At 42.0% G+C, this 17365-nt stretch carries 14 protein-coding genes; 12 read left to right on the top strand and 2 right to left on the bottom strand.

From position 1 onward, the window contains the following. The first annotated feature begins 45 nt into the window (after positions 1-45). The 5 genes from ACJV2T_RS03520 to ACJV2T_RS03500 all read left to right on the top strand — a co-directional run bounded on the left by ACJV2T_RS03520 (position 46) and on the right by ACJV2T_RS03500 (position 6377). The gene (locus ACJV2T_RS03520) at positions 46-1047 is read left to right on the top strand and encodes an amino acid ABC transporter permease (RefSeq protein WP_419399157.1); all 1002 of its coding nucleotides are present in this window, start codon (positions 46-48) and stop codon (positions 1045-1047) included. A gap of 86 nt (positions 1048-1133) precedes the next feature. Next, on the top strand, positions 1134-1922 hold the full coding sequence (locus ACJV2T_RS03515) for an amino acid ABC transporter ATP-binding protein (protein WP_119526272.1): 789 nt from the start codon (positions 1134-1136) through the stop codon (positions 1920-1922). A 95-nt stretch (positions 1923-2017) separates the two neighbouring features. Then, a complete protein-coding gene (gene glmS, locus ACJV2T_RS03510; protein ID WP_415687624.1) occupies positions 2018-3925 on the top strand; it encodes a glutamine--fructose-6-phosphate transaminase (isomerizing) in 1908 nt (635 codons plus the stop codon). Between the two features lie 46 nt (positions 3926-3971). After that, positions 3972-5402 (top strand): ABC transporter substrate-binding protein, encoded by a 1431-nt coding sequence (locus tag ACJV2T_RS03505; RefSeq protein ID WP_415687653.1) that lies wholly within the window; start codon positions 3972-3974, stop codon positions 5400-5402. Positions 5403-5609: 207 nt separating this feature from the next. Beyond that, positions 5610-6377 carry a type III pantothenate kinase gene (locus tag ACJV2T_RS03500; protein ID WP_119526278.1) on the top strand — a complete coding sequence of 256 codons (768 nt, stop codon included), beginning with the start codon at positions 5610-5612 and terminating at the stop codon, positions 6375-6377. A 628-nt stretch (positions 6378-7005) separates the two neighbouring features. Here the strand turns inward: ACJV2T_RS03500 and pdxT are convergent. Next, entirely contained in the window at positions 7006-7605 is a 600-nt protein-coding gene (gene pdxT, locus ACJV2T_RS03495) for a pyridoxal 5'-phosphate synthase glutaminase subunit PdxT (protein ID WP_419399156.1), read from the bottom strand. Further along, on the bottom strand, positions 7602-8537 hold the full coding sequence (gene pdxS, locus ACJV2T_RS03490) for a pyridoxal 5'-phosphate synthase lyase subunit PdxS (RefSeq protein WP_076002965.1): 936 nt from the start codon (positions 8535-8537) through the stop codon (positions 7602-7604). Before pdxS ends, pdxT begins: the two co-directional genes overlap by 4 nt. Positions 8538-8978: 441 nt before the next feature. On the opposite strand from pdxS, the gene ACJV2T_RS03485 reads away from it, so the two are divergent. The 7 genes from ACJV2T_RS03485 to alr all read left to right on the top strand — a co-directional run bounded on the left by ACJV2T_RS03485 (position 8979) and on the right by alr (position 17363). Beyond that, on the top strand, positions 8979-10670 hold the full coding sequence (locus ACJV2T_RS03485; protein WP_419399155.1) for an ABC transporter substrate-binding protein: 1692 nt from the start codon (positions 8979-8981) through the stop codon (positions 10668-10670). 426 nt (positions 10671-11096) lie between these two features. Continuing rightward, positions 11097-12062: an ABC transporter permease gene (locus ACJV2T_RS03480; protein WP_391495911.1), complete on the top strand. Its 966-nt coding sequence runs from the start codon at positions 11097-11099 to the stop codon at positions 12060-12062. Positions 12063-12104: 42 nt separating this feature from the next. Continuing rightward, positions 12105-12989, top strand: a complete 885-nt coding sequence (locus ACJV2T_RS03475) for an ABC transporter permease (protein ID WP_415683784.1) — start codon at positions 12105-12107, stop codon at positions 12987-12989. Beyond that, complete coding sequence (locus ACJV2T_RS03470; RefSeq protein WP_419399154.1) at positions 12986-14683, top strand: ABC transporter ATP-binding protein; 1698 nt, start codon at positions 12986-12988, stop codon at positions 14681-14683. Before ACJV2T_RS03475 ends, ACJV2T_RS03470 begins: the two co-directional genes overlap by 4 nt. Before the next feature lie 117 nt (positions 14684-14800). Beyond that, positions 14801-15295 carry an S-ribosylhomocysteine lyase gene (locus ACJV2T_RS03465; RefSeq protein WP_004118906.1) on the top strand — a complete coding sequence of 165 codons (495 nt, stop codon included), beginning with the start codon at positions 14801-14803 and terminating at the stop codon, positions 15293-15295. A 62-nt stretch (positions 15296-15357) separates the two neighbouring features. Further along, complete coding sequence (locus ACJV2T_RS03460; RefSeq protein WP_415687873.1) at positions 15358-15897, top strand: GNAT family N-acetyltransferase; 540 nt, start codon at positions 15358-15360, stop codon at positions 15895-15897. An 86-nt stretch (positions 15898-15983) separates the two neighbouring features. Further along, positions 15984-17363 (top strand): alanine racemase, encoded by a 1380-nt coding sequence (alr, locus tag ACJV2T_RS03455; RefSeq protein WP_419399153.1) that lies wholly within the window; start codon positions 15984-15986, stop codon positions 17361-17363. Positions 17364-17365 lie beyond the last annotated feature (2 nt).

Raw genomic sequence — 17365 nt, 5'->3', positions numbered from 1 at the left:
TCGTTACTTTGCTGTTTTGTATAAACGTACTTATTGGAGCATATTTTGAATTCTTTAATTGGTAACTCTTCTAAGAGCAAGTCCGGAGTAGATAACTCTGAACGTATTTTGCCAGTAAAAAAGCCGGGACCTATTGTTGCTGGAGTAATTGTAGCTGTAATAGCATGTTCGCTTCTTTACAGTATTATTACCAACCCTCGTTTTGAATGGGAAGTAGTTGGAATATATCTAATAAGCGATAACGTGCTTTCTGGTATTGGCTGGACGTTGCTTCTTACGCTAATTGCTATGGTAATTTCAATCGTTCTTGCTGTAGGCTTAGCGATGATGCGTAAGTCAATTAATCCTGTGCTTCGTGGCGTAAGTTGGTTCTTTATTTGGTTTTTCCGTGGTACTCCTGTTTATACTCAGCTTGTATTTTGGGGCATGTTTGCAGTTCTTGTGCCGAAAATTAGTATTGGTATTCCTTTTACTTCTGTAGAATTTTGGTCTATCGATTCTAATGTAATTATGACTTCTCTTACTGCTGCTGTAGTTGGTTTGTCTTTGAATGAATCCGCTTATTTGTCGGAAATTGTTCGCGCAGGATTGGAAGCCGTAGATAGCGGACAAGTTGAAGCTGCTAAGGCTCTTGGAATGGGTAGAGCTTTAACTATGAGGCGTATAATTCTTCCTCAAGCAATGCGTATTATTGTTCCTCCACTTGGTAACGAAACAATTGGTATGCTGAAAACGACTTCGTTAGTTCTTGCAGTTCCGTTTACTCTTGAATTGCAATTTGCTACAAACGCTATTGCTAACCGTATCTATAAACCAATTCCGCTTCTTCTTGTTGCGAGTATTTGGTATTTGATTATCACTTCCATTTTGATGGTTTTGCAATACATGCTCGAGAAGCATTTTGCTAAAGGCTTTGAAGCAAGAGATATTGTAAAACATGCTCAACTTAATACTGATTCTGATCAGCGCGGCGATCAATCATTAGATGCTAAACGGAAAAATGTTAAAGGACGAAATGATGCTGCTATGCTCGGATTTAATGCTTAAATAAGTGCATAATAGCTTAAATTTTTAAATATTTTTCTTTGTAAACTTTAAATTTTGCATGAAACAAACAAATTGGATGTGAATAAATGGTAGAAGCAAAATCTAATCTTCCTGCGGTTGCTATTAACGATGTGCAAAAATCTTTCGGTCAATTGCATGTACTTAACGGTATTAACATGACAGTGAACCCAGGTAGCGTAACAGTTATTTTGGGTCCGTCCGGTTCTGGAAAATCGACGTTATTGCGTTTAATTAATCAACTAGAAACTTTGACTGCAGGAAGTATAAGTATTTATGGCGAGCGCATCGGCGTAAAGCAAGTAACGTATAAAGGTGAGAAGTGCCTGCAGGCTCTTAACGACAAAGAAATTGCTCAACAGCGTGCAAAGCTTGGCATGGTATTCCAGCGTTTTAATTTATTCCCTCATATGACGGCTTTAGAAAACGTTATGGAAGCTCCTGTTCATGTTATGCATATGAAAGCTCAAGAAGCGCGCGATTTAGCTATTGAAGAGCTAAAGCGAGTCGGCATGGATGAGCGTATGAACCATTATCCTGCAGAGCTTTCAGGCGGTCAGCAGCAGCGCGTTGCAATTGCTCGCGCTCTTGCTATGAAACCGGAAATTATGCTATTTGACGAGCCAACATCTGCGCTAGATCCAGAGCTTGTAGGTGAAGTGTTAACCGTTATGCGAAATCTTGCTAAAGATGGCATGACTATGATTGTAGTAACTCACGAAATTGGCTTTGCGCGTGAGGTTGCAGATCAGGTTGTGTTTATGGATGGCGGTGTCATAGTTGAGCAGGGTAGCGCAGATATTATTACTAATCCGCAAACTGATCGTTTTAAAGATTTCCTAAATCACGTATTGTAATTTACGTAAGAAACGTATCTTATTTATGTAGTTTTGCGTAGTTTTTGTGTGCTTCTCTGGCGTGCGCTCGCTCGCATAACGTACAATAGAAGATTATGTGTGGCATTGTAGGATACGCAGGTTTTGGAAAAGTTTGTGCAAAACCTTTAGAAGTTTGTTTAGGTGGGTTAGAGCGTCTAGAATATCGCGGATATGACTCTTCGGGTGTAGCTTTAGTTGCTCCTGGGATGAAATGTGCGACTGTGCGAAAGAAAGCTGGTCGTTTATCTGTTCTTCGCAACGATATTGATGCAAATCCTATGCCTGAAGCGAGTGCAGCTATTGGTCATACTCGTTGGGCTACTAATGGTGCTCCTTGTGACACTAATGCGCATCCTCATACTAGTGCAGATGGCAAAATTGCGCTTATTCATAACGGCATTATTGAAAATGCTGTTGTATTAAAAGAACAGCTTCACGAAGAAGGATACGAATTTTCTTCTCAAACAGATACTGAAGTTGCTGCAAAATTACTTGGCAAAATTGCGAATGATATTGTAGACGAAACTGGTAAGCCGGATTTATTCACAGCTCTTCGTCGTACTGCAAAAATGTTAAAGGGAGCTTTCACATTACTTGCTGTTGACGTTCGTCAGCCAGGTATTGTGGCTGCTGTTCGTCACGATTCGCCTTTGGTTGTAGGTCTTGGAGACGGTGAGTATTTCCTTGGCTCTGACGTTGCAGCTTTTGTTGCTTATACGGATCGAGTCTTGGAAGTTGGTCAAGATCAAGCTGTGTGCATTGGAGATGTAGATGGCAGTGGCAAAGCATCTTTGCTTCTAACTGATTTTGACAATAATATTGTTGAAAATCCTACTTGTTTTACGGTTGATTGGGATGCTTCTGCAGTAGAAAAAGGCGGTTGGGATTCCTTTATGGATAAGGAAATTCATGAGGATCCACATGCTGTTGCTGACACTTTGCGCGGTCGCTTTGACGCGCAAGGAAATATTGTGCTAGATGAGGTGCATATTAGTCAAGATGTTTTGCGTTCAATAGATAAAATTATTGTTGTTGCTTGCGGAACTGCAAGTTATGCCGGATTAGTTGCAAAATATGCTATTGAGCATTGGGTTCGTGTGCCTGTAGAAGTTGAATTAGCTCATGAGTTTAGATATCGCGATCCTATTTTGACTCATCGCACATTAGTTGTTGCTATTTCGCAATCTGGTGAAACAATGGACACGCTTATGGCTTTGCGTCATGCTCGTGAGCAAGGTAGTCGTGTTCTCGCGATTTGCAATACTCAAGGTTCTAGCATTCCGCGCGAATCTGATGCAGTTCTTTACACGCATGCAGGTCCCGAAATAGCAGTTGCGTCTACTAAAGCTTTTGTTGCGCAAATAGTTGCAGCCTATATGCTTGGCCTGTTTTTGGCGCAAGTAAAAGGCACTATGTATCGTGATGAAATTCAGCAAATAGTTGCGCAATTAAAAGAGATGCCGGATAAAATTCAGCACGTACTTGATACGCAATCTGAATCAATTATGAAAGCAGCTGAGCATACTCTAGAAGCTAAATCTTTCCTTTTCTTAGGTCGACATGTTGGCTATCCTGTTGCGCTAGAAGGTGCGTTGAAGCTTAAGGAAATTGCGTATACGTTTACTGAAGGTTTTGCTGCAGGTGAGCTTAAGCATGGTCCTATTGCGCTTGTAGATGAAGGTGAGCCGGTAGTTGTTATTGTGCCATCTTCTCGCGGTCGTGATGTGCTTCATGCGAAAGTTATTTCTGGAATTGAAGAAGTTAAAGCGCGCGGAGCTTTCACTATAGCTGTTGCAGAAGAGGGTGATCCAGATGCTTCTCGCTATGCAGATATTGTGTTCTGGCGTCCTGCATGCGCGACTTTGCTAAGTCCTCTTGTAGATGTAGTTGCATTGCAATTATTTGCAATGGATATGGCAAAGTTAAAAGGTTATGATGTTGATAAGCCTCGTAATCTTGCAAAGTCTGTAACTGTTGAGTAAGCGCATAACAACGTTGAGTAACACAAAGTAACGGATGGCAAATCTTATGTCTGCATTTGCAAGAATTTTGCAACAGCGCAATCATTTTTCGCGCTTGCTTCTGTCGCTACTTTGTGTTTTTTCTTTGCTGTTTTCTTGCGGATGCGGAACTAAAGATTCTAGAACTCAAATTAGTGTTTGGTCTTGGGAACCAAGCATGAAGCGACTTGCTGAAGAATTTGAACTACATAATCCGGATGTTCACGTAACTGTAAAAGATACTAGCGGATATAGCAATCTTAATAGCGCTATTCAAGATGGCTACGGTATGCCGGATATTGTTCAATTAGAATATTTTGCTCTTCCGCAATATGCTGTAAGCGGACAGCTTTTAGATATTACTGATCGTGTGAAAAATACTCGCACTTTCTATACTCCTGGAACATGGTCTTCTGTGCAACTTGGTGGACGCATTTACGGTTTGCCAATGGATTCTGGCCCAATGGCTTGGTTTTATAATGATGACGTGTTTAAGCAGGCTGGTGTAGATGCCACAAAAATACACACTTGGGAAGATTACCGTCAGGCTGCTCGTAAGCTTAAAGATATCGGTGTGTATATTGCGTCAGACTCAGGTGACGCGAGTTTTTATAACGCTATGATTTGGCTTGCAGGCGGACACCCGTTTATGACTTCTCATGATGGGAAAACAGTTACTGTTAGATTGAGTAAAGATAAGGGTACTGAAGAGTTTACAAAGTTCTGGCAATCAATGATTGATGAAGGCTTGATTGACATTAGAACTACAACTTGGAGTCAACGCTGGAAGAACGGTGTTGGAGCTGGCAAGATTGCTTCTGTCTTCTCAGGAGCTTGGATGCCGTCTTTGCTTTTGGAAAATGTGCCTGGAACTGCAGGATTGTGGAAAGTTACGAATGTGCCAACTATGCACGGCGAAAAGCGTAATGCAGAAATGGGTGGCTCTTCGTTATCTGTGCTTAAATCGAGCCGTAAGCCTGAAGCAGCAATGCGATTTGTGAATTTTGTATGTCACGATATGCATGGAATTCGTACTCGTGTCAATGGTGGAGCGTTTCCTGCAGATGTTGTTACGCTTAGAGATAAGTCATTTTTAGATAGAACTACTATTCGCGATTCACGAGGCATTGATATACCTTATTTTGGCGGACAGAAGTTTAATCGTGTATTCGCAGATGCCGCTAATCGCGTAGATACGGGATACAGGTATTTGCCTTTTGAGGTTTATTCGCGAAGTGATTTTAGAGCAACTATGGGTCAAGCATATGGCTGGAGTGTTAAATCTTTAGCTAGATTAAACGTGCAAGCTATGATTGATGCTGGTGTTACTCGAGATGATGGAAGTAAATTGTGGCTTCCAGATGATCCTGGTAAGCGCATTTCTTTAAAAGATGGTCTTTTATTGTGGGAAAAAGATCTTCAAGAATATGGTTACAATCAAGGATTTGTAGTTAGATAATTTCGTAACTTATTAAACGTAACTTATTAAACGTAACTTATTAAATTAAGTGATTTCGTAAAAGCAGCTTAATTTTGCGTAAAAGTAAGATTATTAGCAAAAGTAGTATAAATACAATAGGATAGTATAAATACACATACAATACGTGCGCACGTGATTGCAAATTAACTTAAATCCGCTAAATGCTAATATAGAAAGTAGGCACACATGTTATTAGCAGTAGACATTGGTAATACGAATATTGTGCTGGGTTTTTTGGAAAATAACCGAATTGTTGGCACTTATCGTATGACAACAAAGTCTAATCATACTTCAGACGAGTATGGCATTATGATTGCGCAATTTTTGCATTTAAGCGGATTTAAAATAAGCGATGTTGAAGATGTTATCGTTGCTTCTGTTGTGCCGAAAGTTATGCATTCATTCCGTGCTGGTATTATCAAATTTCTTCATATCGATCCTATGATTGTAGGTCCTGGTGTTAAAACCGGCATGAATATTCGCATTGATGAACCAAGAACTCTTGGAGCGGATTGTTTAGCTGATTGCGTTGGCGCGTTTAGTGAGTATGGAGGATCTGTATTAGTTATTGATTTTGGTACAGCAACAACTTACAACTATGTAGATAAAAGTGGTGCGATTACTTGCGGACTTATTTGCACAGGAATTCGTACTGCCGCTGCTGCACTTTGGGATAACACGGCTCAGCTTCCGGAAGTGGAAATAGCTAGACCGCAGTCTGTTCTTGCAAAATCTACTAAACTCGCAATGCAAGCTGGATTATATTACAGCTTCTTGGGTGGAATTGAGCGCACAATTGCACAGTTTAAAGCTGAAATAGACGAGCCATTTAAGGTAGTTGCTACTGGTGGCTTGGGTAGGCTTTTTGAAAATGACGTGCAATCGATTGACTATTACGATCCGGATCTTATTTTCAAAGGTATGGCTTCGATTTATCAGCGCAACCTGCGGTAGTGCGGTAGTGCGGTAGTGCGACTTTGGTGCGTGTTTGGCTGGCGGGTTTCTTGCGTGTCTGTGTGATATAGGAATTACTAGCGCGACGACATGCTTGAGCGCAGCATTGCGCGCGCGAAAGCAACTCGGAGTGTGAGCTTGCTCAAGTTGAAAGCACAGTGTGCTTTCAACGCAAGCTCAGCCGAACGGCAATTAGCTGTGAGGACAGCGCTCCGCTCTTATACCTTACTTGAACTTATAGGTTGCATAGTTAAGTTTAGTTTTTTACTTACTTTTTCTGCAGAAGTAGTTATTTGTCAAAAAGATATTACTATCGTTCCGCTTTTATATTGCTCGACCAAGCAATTCCTATCTCACACTCGTAAATTCACCCACCGTTGTTTTTGGTGTGGTAGGAGTGCCTGACGTGATGTGTGCAGCAGCACGGATGTTAGTGTTCTCTAGGCAATAAAGACTCAACGTCAGCAGAGCATTAATGCTAAAGTTCTCTAAGCAGCAAATACTCGCCGTTCGCAGAAGCACAACTGCAAAGCTTCAGGAACATTTGCGGGAGAATTTCCGGCAAATGTTGTCGTTTTGCCTGTTTTTGACCACATTTGCCGGAGTTACGGATTGCTTACGGATTAGATTACAAATCCAGGAAAAGCTGGTGGATTCGCGTATCGTCGTCAAGCTCCGGGTGGAAGGATGTGCCGATTTGGTTACCTTGGCGCGCGGCAACAATGTGACCGTCAACAGTTGCAAGAGCTTTGGCGTTAGAGCCTACTTCTGCAATGTAAGGAGCTCGAATAAACGTCATCGGCACATTGCCTATCTCGCCAAACTCAGCCTCGCAATGGAAGCTTCCGAGCTGACGTCCGTAAGCATTGCGTTTAACTGTTACGTCTAAAGTGCCAAAACCGTTTACTTCGTCACCTTCCACGTTCTTCGCAAGCAAAATCAAACCTGCGCAAGTGCCAAGAACAGGCATTCCGCCTGCTATCCGCTCGCGCAAAGGTTCGAGCATATTTTGCTCACGAAGAAGCTTAGCTTGCACAGTGCTTTCGCCGCCAGGAAGTACTAAGCGGTCAAAAGACTGCTCCAAGTCGCGCGCTTGACGAAGCTCAATAACGCGCGCACCTAATTTTTCAAGCATTAAGCGATGTTCAAGAAAAGCACCTTGAACAGCTAAAACTGCTACAGTATGAGCGTAGTTATCAGTATTGGTAGGTGAGTTTGACAAAATCACTCGCCTCGCTCAGCCATCAAAAGCTTGATTTCCTGCTCGTTAATACCAACCATAGCTTCACCCAAGTTCTCGGAAAGCTTAGCAATCATCTTGGCGTCCTTGTAATTAGTAACAGCCTTAACGATTGCTGCAGCGCGCTTTGCTGGGTCTCCAGACTTAAAGATGCCGGAGCCAACGAACACGCCTTCAGCGCCAAGCTGCATCATTAAAGCAGCATCAGCTGGGGTAGCAACACCGCCGGCTGCGAAGTTAACAACAGGAAGCTTGCCGTTTTGTGCAACGTACTTTACGAGTTCGAAAGGCACGCGCAAATTCTTAGCTTCTTCAAAAAGCTCATCCTCGCGCATGCTTGTAAGCTTACGAATTGCGGAATTCATCATGCGCATGTGACGTACAGCCTGAATCACATCACCAGTTCCAGGTTCGCCCTTAGTGCGAATCATGGAAGCACCTTCGTTGATTCTGCGCAAAGCTTCGCCCAAATCCTTAGCGCCGCAAACGAAAGGCACAGCAAAATCGCGCTTATTGATGTGATACACGTCGTCGGCTGGGGAGAGCACTTCGCTTTCGTCGATGTAATCGATTTCAATAGCCTCAAGCACTTGCGCTTCAACAAAGTGACCGATACGGCATTTTGCCATAACAGGAATAGACACAGCCTCTTGAATGCCGTGAATCATTGCTGGGTCGCTCATACGAGAAACGCCGCCGGCTGCGCGAATATCAGCAGGAATACGCTCCAAAGCCATAACTGCGCACGCGCCAGAATCCTCAGCAATTCGCGCCTGCTCTGGGGTGGTGACATCCATAATCACGCCGCCTTTAAGCATTTGCGCCAATTGACGGTTCAATGCTGTACGGTCTTCGCCGCTTTTGTTTTGCGGATCCGAGGATTCGTTCACAGTTACCGTAGTATTCAAGTTCTCAGCCATCATTCCTCGCTTTAGCTTTAACATATGAGCTTTTAACATATTAGATACGTGTATGCATCTTAATATTTCGTGAATTTGCGCGCTTCTACGTTTTAATCTTATGCCGATTATTGCGTACGTTTGCAAGTTTACGTTCTGTTGGAATTTAACCACATTCGTAGGATATATCTCATATGTATTTGTATAAAAATATTACAAAAATATACAAAATATGATTTGATTTTTTGGACGCGCCATAGGTGAGCCTGGCTTGTCAATCGACTACGATTAGTAATGCCGTCGACTTGTATTTGGGTTTATGTGGTATGCAAATAGTTATGTTTGCAAATATGCATTTCCAATAAAGCGGCGAGCTATAAGACAAAAATAAATAAAGAATAAATAAAAAATAAATAATAACAAATAAATAATGTTTATATGCCATTAAGAAAGGTTTATGGTATGGCTAACAGCAAACCTGAGGAAAGCGTGCACGAAGAAAACGGCGCGACTGAAAAATTCTCCGGTAAAACTAATAATGAAGCTAACAAAAGCACTTCTTTCGCTGCGAGCACTGACTCTTCGTTGAATGAAGCTGAAAAATATGCTTCTTCCGGCTCAAAACGCAAAATGGGCAAGATGTGGCTATTTAGCTTAGCTATTGTTTTTATAGTAGTGTTTAGTGCAATTTTTGCAACTCTTACTACATCTAATAAACCAAATAAATCAAATTCAGCGTCGGAAATTTCGAACAAAACTGTATCTATAGGTCTAAAGCTAGCTCCTACGAATCTTGATATCCGTAACCAATCAGGTTCAGCGCTTGACCAGTTGCTTATTGGTAATGTGTATGAAGGCTTAGTTGCTCGCAATGCTACTAATCAGGTAGTTCCTTCGTTAGCTCAAAGCTGGGAAATAAGTAAAGATGGTTTGCGCTACACGTTCCACATGCGTAAGGGTGCTGTATTTTCTAATGGCAATAAGCTTACTGCGCATGATGCAGAATGGTCATTTAACGAGCTTATTGCTAAAAAATATCGCGGCTCTAACATGGTTGGAAAAGTTGAGTCTGCTAAAGCAAAAGATGATTACACATTTGAGATTACGCTTAAAGAGCCAAATGCTAAGCTTTTGTGGGCACTTTGCAGTCGTTCAGGTTTAGTTTTTGATAAAAACGCAAAGTATGATGCAAAAACTCAAGCAGTCGGTTCTGGACCGTATTTAATTGACAAATTTGTGCCAAATGATCGCGTTGTTTTAAAAGCAAATCCGCGTTATAAAGGCATTCATCGTGCGAAAACCAATAAGATAGTAGTTCGTTATTTTGTTGACGATAACGCAGCGGTTGACGCACTTTCTTCCGGTTCTGTGCAAGCATTAGCTCCTATTTCTGGTCAACTTGCTAAGCCTTTTAAAGATGATTCCAAGCGTTACGATGTCAGTGCAGGTAATGGCACAGATAAATTTGTTCTAGCTATGAATATGAAAGGCGAACGTACTAAAGATAAGCGCGTGCGCAAAGCTATTCGTTACGCGATTGATCACAAGCAAATTATTGCATCTCGTGGCGGTACGGATTTAGCTCTTGGCGGTCCAATTCCTTCTCTTGACCCTGGTTATGAGGATTTAACTAAGCTGTATCCGCATGATTTGCAGCGCGCTAAGGCGTTAATGAAGGAAGTTGGATTTGACGAATCGCATCCTATGGATTTGACGCTTACTTATCCGAATATTTACGGCACGCAAATTGGCGATCAGCTGCGCTCGCAATTGAAGCCTATTGGAATCAATTTGAAAGTTAATATTGTTGAGTTTACTACTTGGCTTCAGGATGTTTATAAGAATAAGCAGTATGATTTGTCGATGGTTGATCACAATGAGAGTCATGATTTTGGGCAGTGGGCGGATCCTACGTATTACTACGGATACGACAATAAGCAAGTCCAGGATTTGTATGCTAAAGCTATGCTTTGTGCGGATCCTAAAGAGTCAAATAAATTGCTTGCTAAAGCTGCGCGAATTATTAGCGAGGAGGCTCCTGCTGATTGGCTGTTTAACTATCGCGTTGTAACTGCGAAAGTGAAGAATCTTGAAGGAATGCCTTTTGACATGAATCAAGAGATTTTGCCGCTATACAACCTGCGACTTAGTTGATTTTGTGTTAGCTGTGCGCGACGACCTGCCTTCGCGCATAGAGCGTAGCGCGCGAAGACAATTCGGAGCGCCGAGCTTGCTCAAGTTGAAAGCACAGTGTGCTTTCAACGCAAGCGAGGTCTGCCTTCGTCTCGATTGACGAAGGCAGGGAAGACTCACATGTGGGCACATTGGGAATTTGGTTGTGGTTTGTGTGCGCTGACGACCTGCTTTCGCGCATATTCCTCACGGCATAGCCGTTCGGATGATTTGGCATGTGAAGCACACCGTGCTTCACAATTGAGCCAAATCACGCTTTGAAGGAGCTTGAAATCCTGTTGATTTCAAGCTCGGTCAAAGCGCGCGCAGCTCGCAAACTGCACTAGTGTCCGAATTTGTGTATTTGTGGTGCGTTTCGACTAGAAGAACGTAGAAAGGAGGCATTTTATGTTTCGTATGATTTGCTACAGAGTATTGCTGTTTATTCTTGCTTTACTTGGCATTTCTGTAGTTATTTTCATATCGTTACGTGTACTTCCGGGCGATGTTGCGCAAGTTATGGCCGGCTTAAACGCTCCTCGCGGAAAAGTAGAGGAGCTTAGAGCAGAACTTGGTATTAATAAACCACTTTTTACGCAGTATGTTGACTGGATTTGTGGTGTTTTCCGCGGTGACTTTGGTGTGTCTATGTTGACTGGTCGTTCTGTAAGTTCAACTATTGCGATGCGTGCTTCTATTACTTTTCCGCTGATTCTTTTGGGTCTGTTTATTGCTTTAGTAGTTGGTATTTCGCTTGGATGTTTGCAAATTACTCATGAAGGCAAACTTTCACAGGCAATTACGCGCTTTTTGGCTATTACGGCAGGCTCTGTTCCAGCATTATGGGGTTGCATGCTACTTATTTTGCTATTAGGACGCGGTATTGGCGTGTTCAGCTTGCTGCCAACTCAAGGTTTCCCTACAGATGGCTGGAGCGAATTTTCTGAAGCTTTTGAGTCTCTTCTTATTCCGGCTCTTACAGTCGGACTTATTGTTGGCTCTAGTTTTATGCGTTACACAGCTGCAACTGTTGAAAATATTGTTAAAAGTGAAGTAGCTTCTCAAGCTATGGCTTGCGGAATGACTCGCAAACAAGTTGTGTGGCGTGTTGGTTTGCGACTTGCTCTTCCTCAACTCGTATCTGTTATTGGTTTAACTTTCGCTCATATGGTTATGGGCGTGATGGTTATTGAAAACCTGTTCTCCTTACCGGGTATTGGTACGGGAATGGTTCGAGATGTTGGTTTGCGCGATCTAATTGCAGTGCAAGGTGAGCTTTTTATGCTTGCTGCGCTGTTCTTACTAATCGGCTTTGTGGTTGACATTACGCACCGACTACTTGACCCTAGGTTATCTAAAGATAGTTTGAATTAATTTCCTATTGTTGAATCTAACATGCGAATAAGGTGAGTTTTTATGTGCAATATGTCTAAAAAAAGTATCAAAGTAAAATCTACTTTATTTAAGCGCGTATGGAATGCTACTTTCGGTAAATTTGTGTGTTTAACGTTTGCAATATGGTTTTTTGTTGCTTTGCTTTCGCTTTTATGGACTCCGTATTCACTTTTAGAAACTAACGGTTTTAAAGTATGGCAGAAACCGTCTTTTTCGCATTGGCTTGGCACGGATGGCACTGGTTCGGATATGCTTAGTTGGCTTATGGCAGGTTCAAGAATTGAGCTGATTCTCGTTTTTTCTACTGTTCTAGTTGCTGCTTGTGTTGGGTTTATTGTTTTGAGCTTTATGATTTCTAGTTCACAAATTGTTCGCACAATAAGCATTATGTCTGTTGACGCATTGATTTCTATTCCAACTGTTTTAATTGCGCTTATGCTTGCAGTTCCGTTTGGAGCTAGTGTTGTTGTGATTGTTATTGCTTGTGGAACTGGTTATGGCTTGAATTTAGCACGTATTGTACGACCGAGTGCGCAGCTTGCGTTGCAATCTGATTATGTGACTTCAGCTGTTTTGCAAGGTTCCTCTCGTAAATATGTTCTTATTCATCATGTTTTACCAAATATTATTCCTGTTGCTTTTGTTGAGCTTTCTCTTTCTGCAGGAACTGTTATTTTGGCTGAAAGCGGCTTAACATACTTGGGTATTGGAGTTCCTGCTGGAGTTCCTAGCTGGGGGCGCGTGTTGGCTACTTCTGTTTCGTTAATTCACGTAAATCCTTTATCGGTTGTCTGGCCAGGTTTGATTGTGACTGTGGTTGTTGTTGCTCTTAATCTTTTTGGTGACGTATTGCGCAAAGTTTTAGATCCTTCATCAAAAAGTGCGAATAAAGTAGGGGAAAAATGAGCTTAAATATTCAAAATCTCACGCTAAAACTTGGCGGAAAACTAATTCTTGACAACGTATCAATTGAGATTTCTGACGGTGAGCGTGTTGGCTTAGTTGGTTCTTCTGGCTCTGGCAAATCTATGCTAATTCGAGCTATAACTGGATTATTGCCGTCAAATGCTGAAATTTCAGGCTCTTGTATGCTTGGCAATCTTCAAACAGTTAAAGCAAAAGATGAAAATTTAGCTTCTATTCGCGGAAAATACGTTGGTGTAGTATTTCAGCAAGCTAATAGAGCACTTAATCCAATGTTAAGCGTTGAAAAACAAATTTCTTTGCCTTTGCGAATACATTACAATCTAGATGATGACGATATTCACAATCGAGTATGCATTATGCTTGAAAAAGTAGGGTTGTCGAAAAATCTCGCATCTAAACGCACATTTGAGCTTTCGGGAGGCCAACAGCAGCGAGTTGGTATTGCTACAGCTTTGATTACTTCTCCGCGTTTAATTTTGGCTGATGAGCCTACTACTGCGCTTGACTCGGTTACGCAAAGTGAAGTTGTGCGAATGCTTGCTTCACTCGTAGATGATATGGGCGCTTCAATGCTTTTTGTAACGCACGATTTTTCTGTGCTTTCGCATGCTGCTAATCGTTGCTATGTGCTCGATTCTGGGCGTGTGGTCGATAGCGAAAATGTTAAGAATTTGCTTGATAATCCGCGTATTTCTTCGACTAAGCAATTAGTGAGCGCTGCTAAAAAGTTGACTTTTAGAGCGCCAAATTTAGGTTCTAAAAATTTGGATTCTGCAAAAGTGGGTTCTGCAAATACTGATTTTGTAAATACTGGTTCTGTAAACGTTGATTCTGAAAACGCTGATTTTAAGGAATTTAATTCCCATATTGGCAACAGTGAAGAAAATTCGCTTATAAATGCAAAAAATATTCACGTTACTTTAGGTCGCGCAAAAACTCGTGCTGAAGTGTTAAGCGGTGTAGATTTAAATCTTAATATTGGCGAATCTTTGGCGATTATTGGCGGATCTGGCTCCGGCAAAACAACTCTTATACGCGCTATGTTGGGGCTTGAAACTCTTTGCGAAGGAAACGTTACTTATTGCGGTGAAATCGTAAATAATGCCAATTTATTAGAAGTAAATAAAAATGCTTGTACGCTTATGAGACGCGAATCGTCGCTTGTATTTCAGCATCCGTTTGCTGCATTAGACCCACGCTGGACAGTTCAAAAAAGTGTTGCTGAGCCTCTTAGAATATGGCGAAAATCGCTTAAATTAGACGATGCAACTATTGAGCAGCGTGTTTGCGAAATGCTGAAATTAGTAGGTTTAAAACCTGAAGATTTTTTGGAACGTCACCCTCACGAGCTTTCTGGCGGTCAAGCGCAATGTGTTTGTATTGCTCGCGCATTAATCAATAATCCTCGAGTTTTGCTTGCCGATGAGCCTATGAGTGCAATTGACGTTGCGGAAAGAACTCGCATTCTAGATGCTTTTGCGTCCATTCGCTCTGAGCGTAAAAACATGTCATGCATATTTGTAAGTCATGATTTGGGTATGATTCGGCATTTGGCAACGCGAGTTATTGTTCTTAATGAAGGAAAAGTTGTGGAATGTGGCAGTGTAAATGATGTGCTCAATAATCCACAAAATGACTACACTCGTGCTCTTGTAAACGCAGCAATCATGTAAATAAATCTTTCAACTAATAAATCTTTCAACTAATTAGGCAACTACCGTCTACTATAGAAGTAATCAGTACGTTAAAGAGTACATTGTTTATTGTGTAGTTAAGTGAAGGGAATACTTATGAATAAGCAGGATGCGTCTAGACCTAGACCAGAAAGTTTTGAACTAGATCATACTAAAGTGAAAGCACCTTATGTGCGTTATATCAATACGCAAAAAGGTCCCAATGGGGATGTTATTTCCAACTATGATATTCGTTTAACGCAGCCTAATGAGGAAGCGATTCCTACTGCAGCTTTGCACACAATTGAGCATATGATTGCAGTGTTACTTCGCGAGCGCATTGATGGCTATATTGATTGCTCGCCTTTTGGTTGCAGAACTGGTTTTCATCTGCTAACTTGGGGCGAACACAGCACAGAAGATGTGGCGCGCGCTTTAAAGGAATCTCTTGAGTTTATTGCGTTTAATGCCACCTGGGATGATGTTCCTGCAACAACTATTGAATCTTGCGGCAACTATAGAGACCACAGTTTATTTGGTGCTAGTCAATGGTGTAAAGATATTCTAGCGAAGGGAATTAGCTCGGATCCTTTTGAGCGCAAACTTGTGTAAGTAATAATTAGCTAGTTTTGCGTAATTTTGCGTAGTTTTATTTGGTTTCTTTTGAGGTTGGCATGGAAGATATAACATTAAGAAAAGCAACTCTTGGTGACTTGCGAAATATTGAGCATATTTATGAAAATGCTCGCAAATTTATGCGTGTTACAGGCAATCCTCATCAGTGGGGGAATAGTTTTCCACTTGTTTCAAGTGTTATTGAGGATATTCGTTTAAAACGTTTCTATTTGATTGTTGACGAGGATCCAGAATCGCATAACGAGCGTATTCTAGCGCAATTCGCATTATGCGAAGGTGTTGATGAAGTGTATGCCAGTATTGACGGTGCGTGGCTTGATGATATTTCTCCTTATGTAACAATTCACCGCTTAGCGTCTTCGGGAATAAAACCAAAAATGGCAACAGCATGCTTGCATTGGGTGCAAGAAAACTATAATAATGTGCGCATTGACACGCATCCAGATAACGTGATTATGCAAAAAGTAATTACGCGTGCAGGTTTTAGTCGTTGTGGGTTGGTCGTTATTCCAGATCGCGCACACAGTGCAGTACGTATTGCATACCAATGGTTGCAAACGCTTAATCATGTCATATGAAATGCGCATGTGTTCTTAAAAAGCTTATAGAGAGTATGCAAAAGAGCATGTAGCATTAAAAGCATACTAAATCGGTTAGGTGAGTTATGAGTACAGATTTAAGTAATGCGGCAAGTAATAGTGCAAGTAATGCGGCAATGTTAGAAGCAAACTATGCTCGCGCGTTAAGCGTATACCCTGGGCAGGTAATTGTCGATTTGAAGGCGCTTCGAGACAATATGCGCACTTTGGTTGCGCGAGTTAGTAAAGATTTGCAGCCTGGTCAGAATGCTCCGGAAGTTATGGGAGTCGTAAAAGCAGACGGATACGGTCACGGGCTTATTCCTAGTGCGCTCGCTGCTTTAGCTGGAGGCGCTACTTGGCTTGGTACAGCTCAACCGTACGAAGCGTTACGTTTGCGTGCAGCTGGTATTGATTCCAGCCGTTGTCATATTCTCACTTGGCTTACTAGCGCTCCAACTACGAGATTTGCAGATTTGATTACAGAAGATATCGATATTTCAGTAGGCTCTATTGACTCGCTTAATGCTGTAGCTTTTGCTGCACGAAAGTTAGGTAAACATGCGCGCGTGCACGTAAAAGTCGATACTGGTTTTGGACGAAACGGTTTCACTCCAGAAGGTTTTAGTGCCGCTTTAGAAAAATTGCAACAATACTCTAACGAAGGCGTGATTGAGGTTATTGGTCAATGGAGTCACTTGGCAGTGGCAGATTCTCCTGACGTTCCGGAATTTGTAGATGCAACCGACCGTCAAATCCAACAATTCCACGAGTTTACGAAACGCATGAAAGAAGCATCGGTTGCTCCTAAAATCCGCCATTTAGCGAATACTGCTGCAACGCTTAACCGTCCTGAAATTCGTTTTGAACTCGTTCGACCAGGAATTGGTTTGTACGGATACGAGCCGGATCCTGCAATGGGGGATTCGCAAACTTATGGGTTGCAACCAGCTATGACGCTTCAAGCGCAACTTGGCACTGTAAAAGCTGTAGAAGAAGGGCATGGAATTTCCTACGGGCGCACGTATTTAACTCCAAATAATACGAGTACTGCTATTGTGCCGCTTGGTTACGCTGACGGAATTTTGCGTTCTGCTTCCGGATTTGATATGCAAGGTGCTCGTCATGTTGATAAGCAGGGCGGACCGGTGAGAGTAGAAACCAATAAAGGTGCGCGAATTTTGAACGTTTCTGGGCGAGTTTGCATGGATCAGTTCATAGTTGATTTAAAAGGCGATGCTTCAGAGTTAGGCGTTCGAGAAGGCGATAGTGTAACGCTTTTTGGACCTGGAAGAGGCGTGGAATTTGCTGAGCCTACTGCAGACGATTGGGCAGAAGCTGCAGGAACAATCAGCTACGAAATCATGACTGGAATCGGGCCTCGCGTGCCGCGCCTTTACCGCAACGCTTACGAAGTGCTATCTTCTAGCGATATTGCAAAATTGGACGCAAAAAGTCTTATATAGCT

The organism is Gardnerella phocaeensis (genome assembly GCF_048545075.1).
Lineage (GTDB): Bacteria > Actinomycetota > Actinomycetes > Actinomycetales > Bifidobacteriaceae > Bifidobacterium > Bifidobacterium vaginale_J.
This window is presented reverse-complemented; position numbering and strand designations above follow the sequence as displayed.

Excerpts from the sequence above, each read along its gene's own strand:
- glmS (WP_415687624.1), top strand. The coding sequence starts at position 2,018 with ATGTGTGGCATTGTAGGATACGCAGGTTTTGGAAAAGTTTGTGCAAAA.
- ACJV2T_RS03470 (WP_419399154.1), top strand. The coding sequence starts at position 12,986 with ATGAGCTTAAATATTCAAAATCTCACGCTAAAACTTGGCGGAAAACTA.
- ACJV2T_RS03505 (WP_415687653.1), top strand. The coding sequence starts at position 3,972 with ATGTCTGCATTTGCAAGAATTTTGCAACAGCGCAATCATTTTTCGCGC.
- ACJV2T_RS03465 (WP_004118906.1), top strand. The coding sequence starts at position 14,801 with ATGAATAAGCAGGATGCGTCTAGACCTAGACCAGAAAGTTTTGAACTA.
- ACJV2T_RS03475 (WP_415683784.1), top strand. The coding sequence starts at position 12,105 with ATGTGCAATATGTCTAAAAAAAGTATCAAAGTAAAATCTACTTTATTT.
- ACJV2T_RS03515 (WP_119526272.1), top strand. The coding sequence starts at position 1,134 with ATGGTAGAAGCAAAATCTAATCTTCCTGCGGTTGCTATTAACGATGTG.
- alr (WP_419399153.1), top strand. The coding sequence starts at position 15,984 with ATGAGTACAGATTTAAGTAATGCGGCAAGTAATAGTGCAAGTAATGCG.
- ACJV2T_RS03480 (WP_391495911.1), top strand. The coding sequence starts at position 11,097 with ATGTTTCGTATGATTTGCTACAGAGTATTGCTGTTTATTCTTGCTTTA.
- pdxS (WP_076002965.1), bottom strand. The coding sequence starts at position 8,537 with ATGGCTGAGAACTTGAATACTACGGTAACTGTGAACGAATCCTCGGAT.
- ACJV2T_RS03485 (WP_419399155.1), top strand. The coding sequence starts at position 8,979 with ATGGCTAACAGCAAACCTGAGGAAAGCGTGCACGAAGAAAACGGCGCG.
- ACJV2T_RS03500 (WP_119526278.1), top strand. The coding sequence starts at position 5,610 with ATGTTATTAGCAGTAGACATTGGTAATACGAATATTGTGCTGGGTTTT.
- ACJV2T_RS03460 (WP_415687873.1), top strand. The coding sequence starts at position 15,358 with ATGGAAGATATAACATTAAGAAAAGCAACTCTTGGTGACTTGCGAAAT.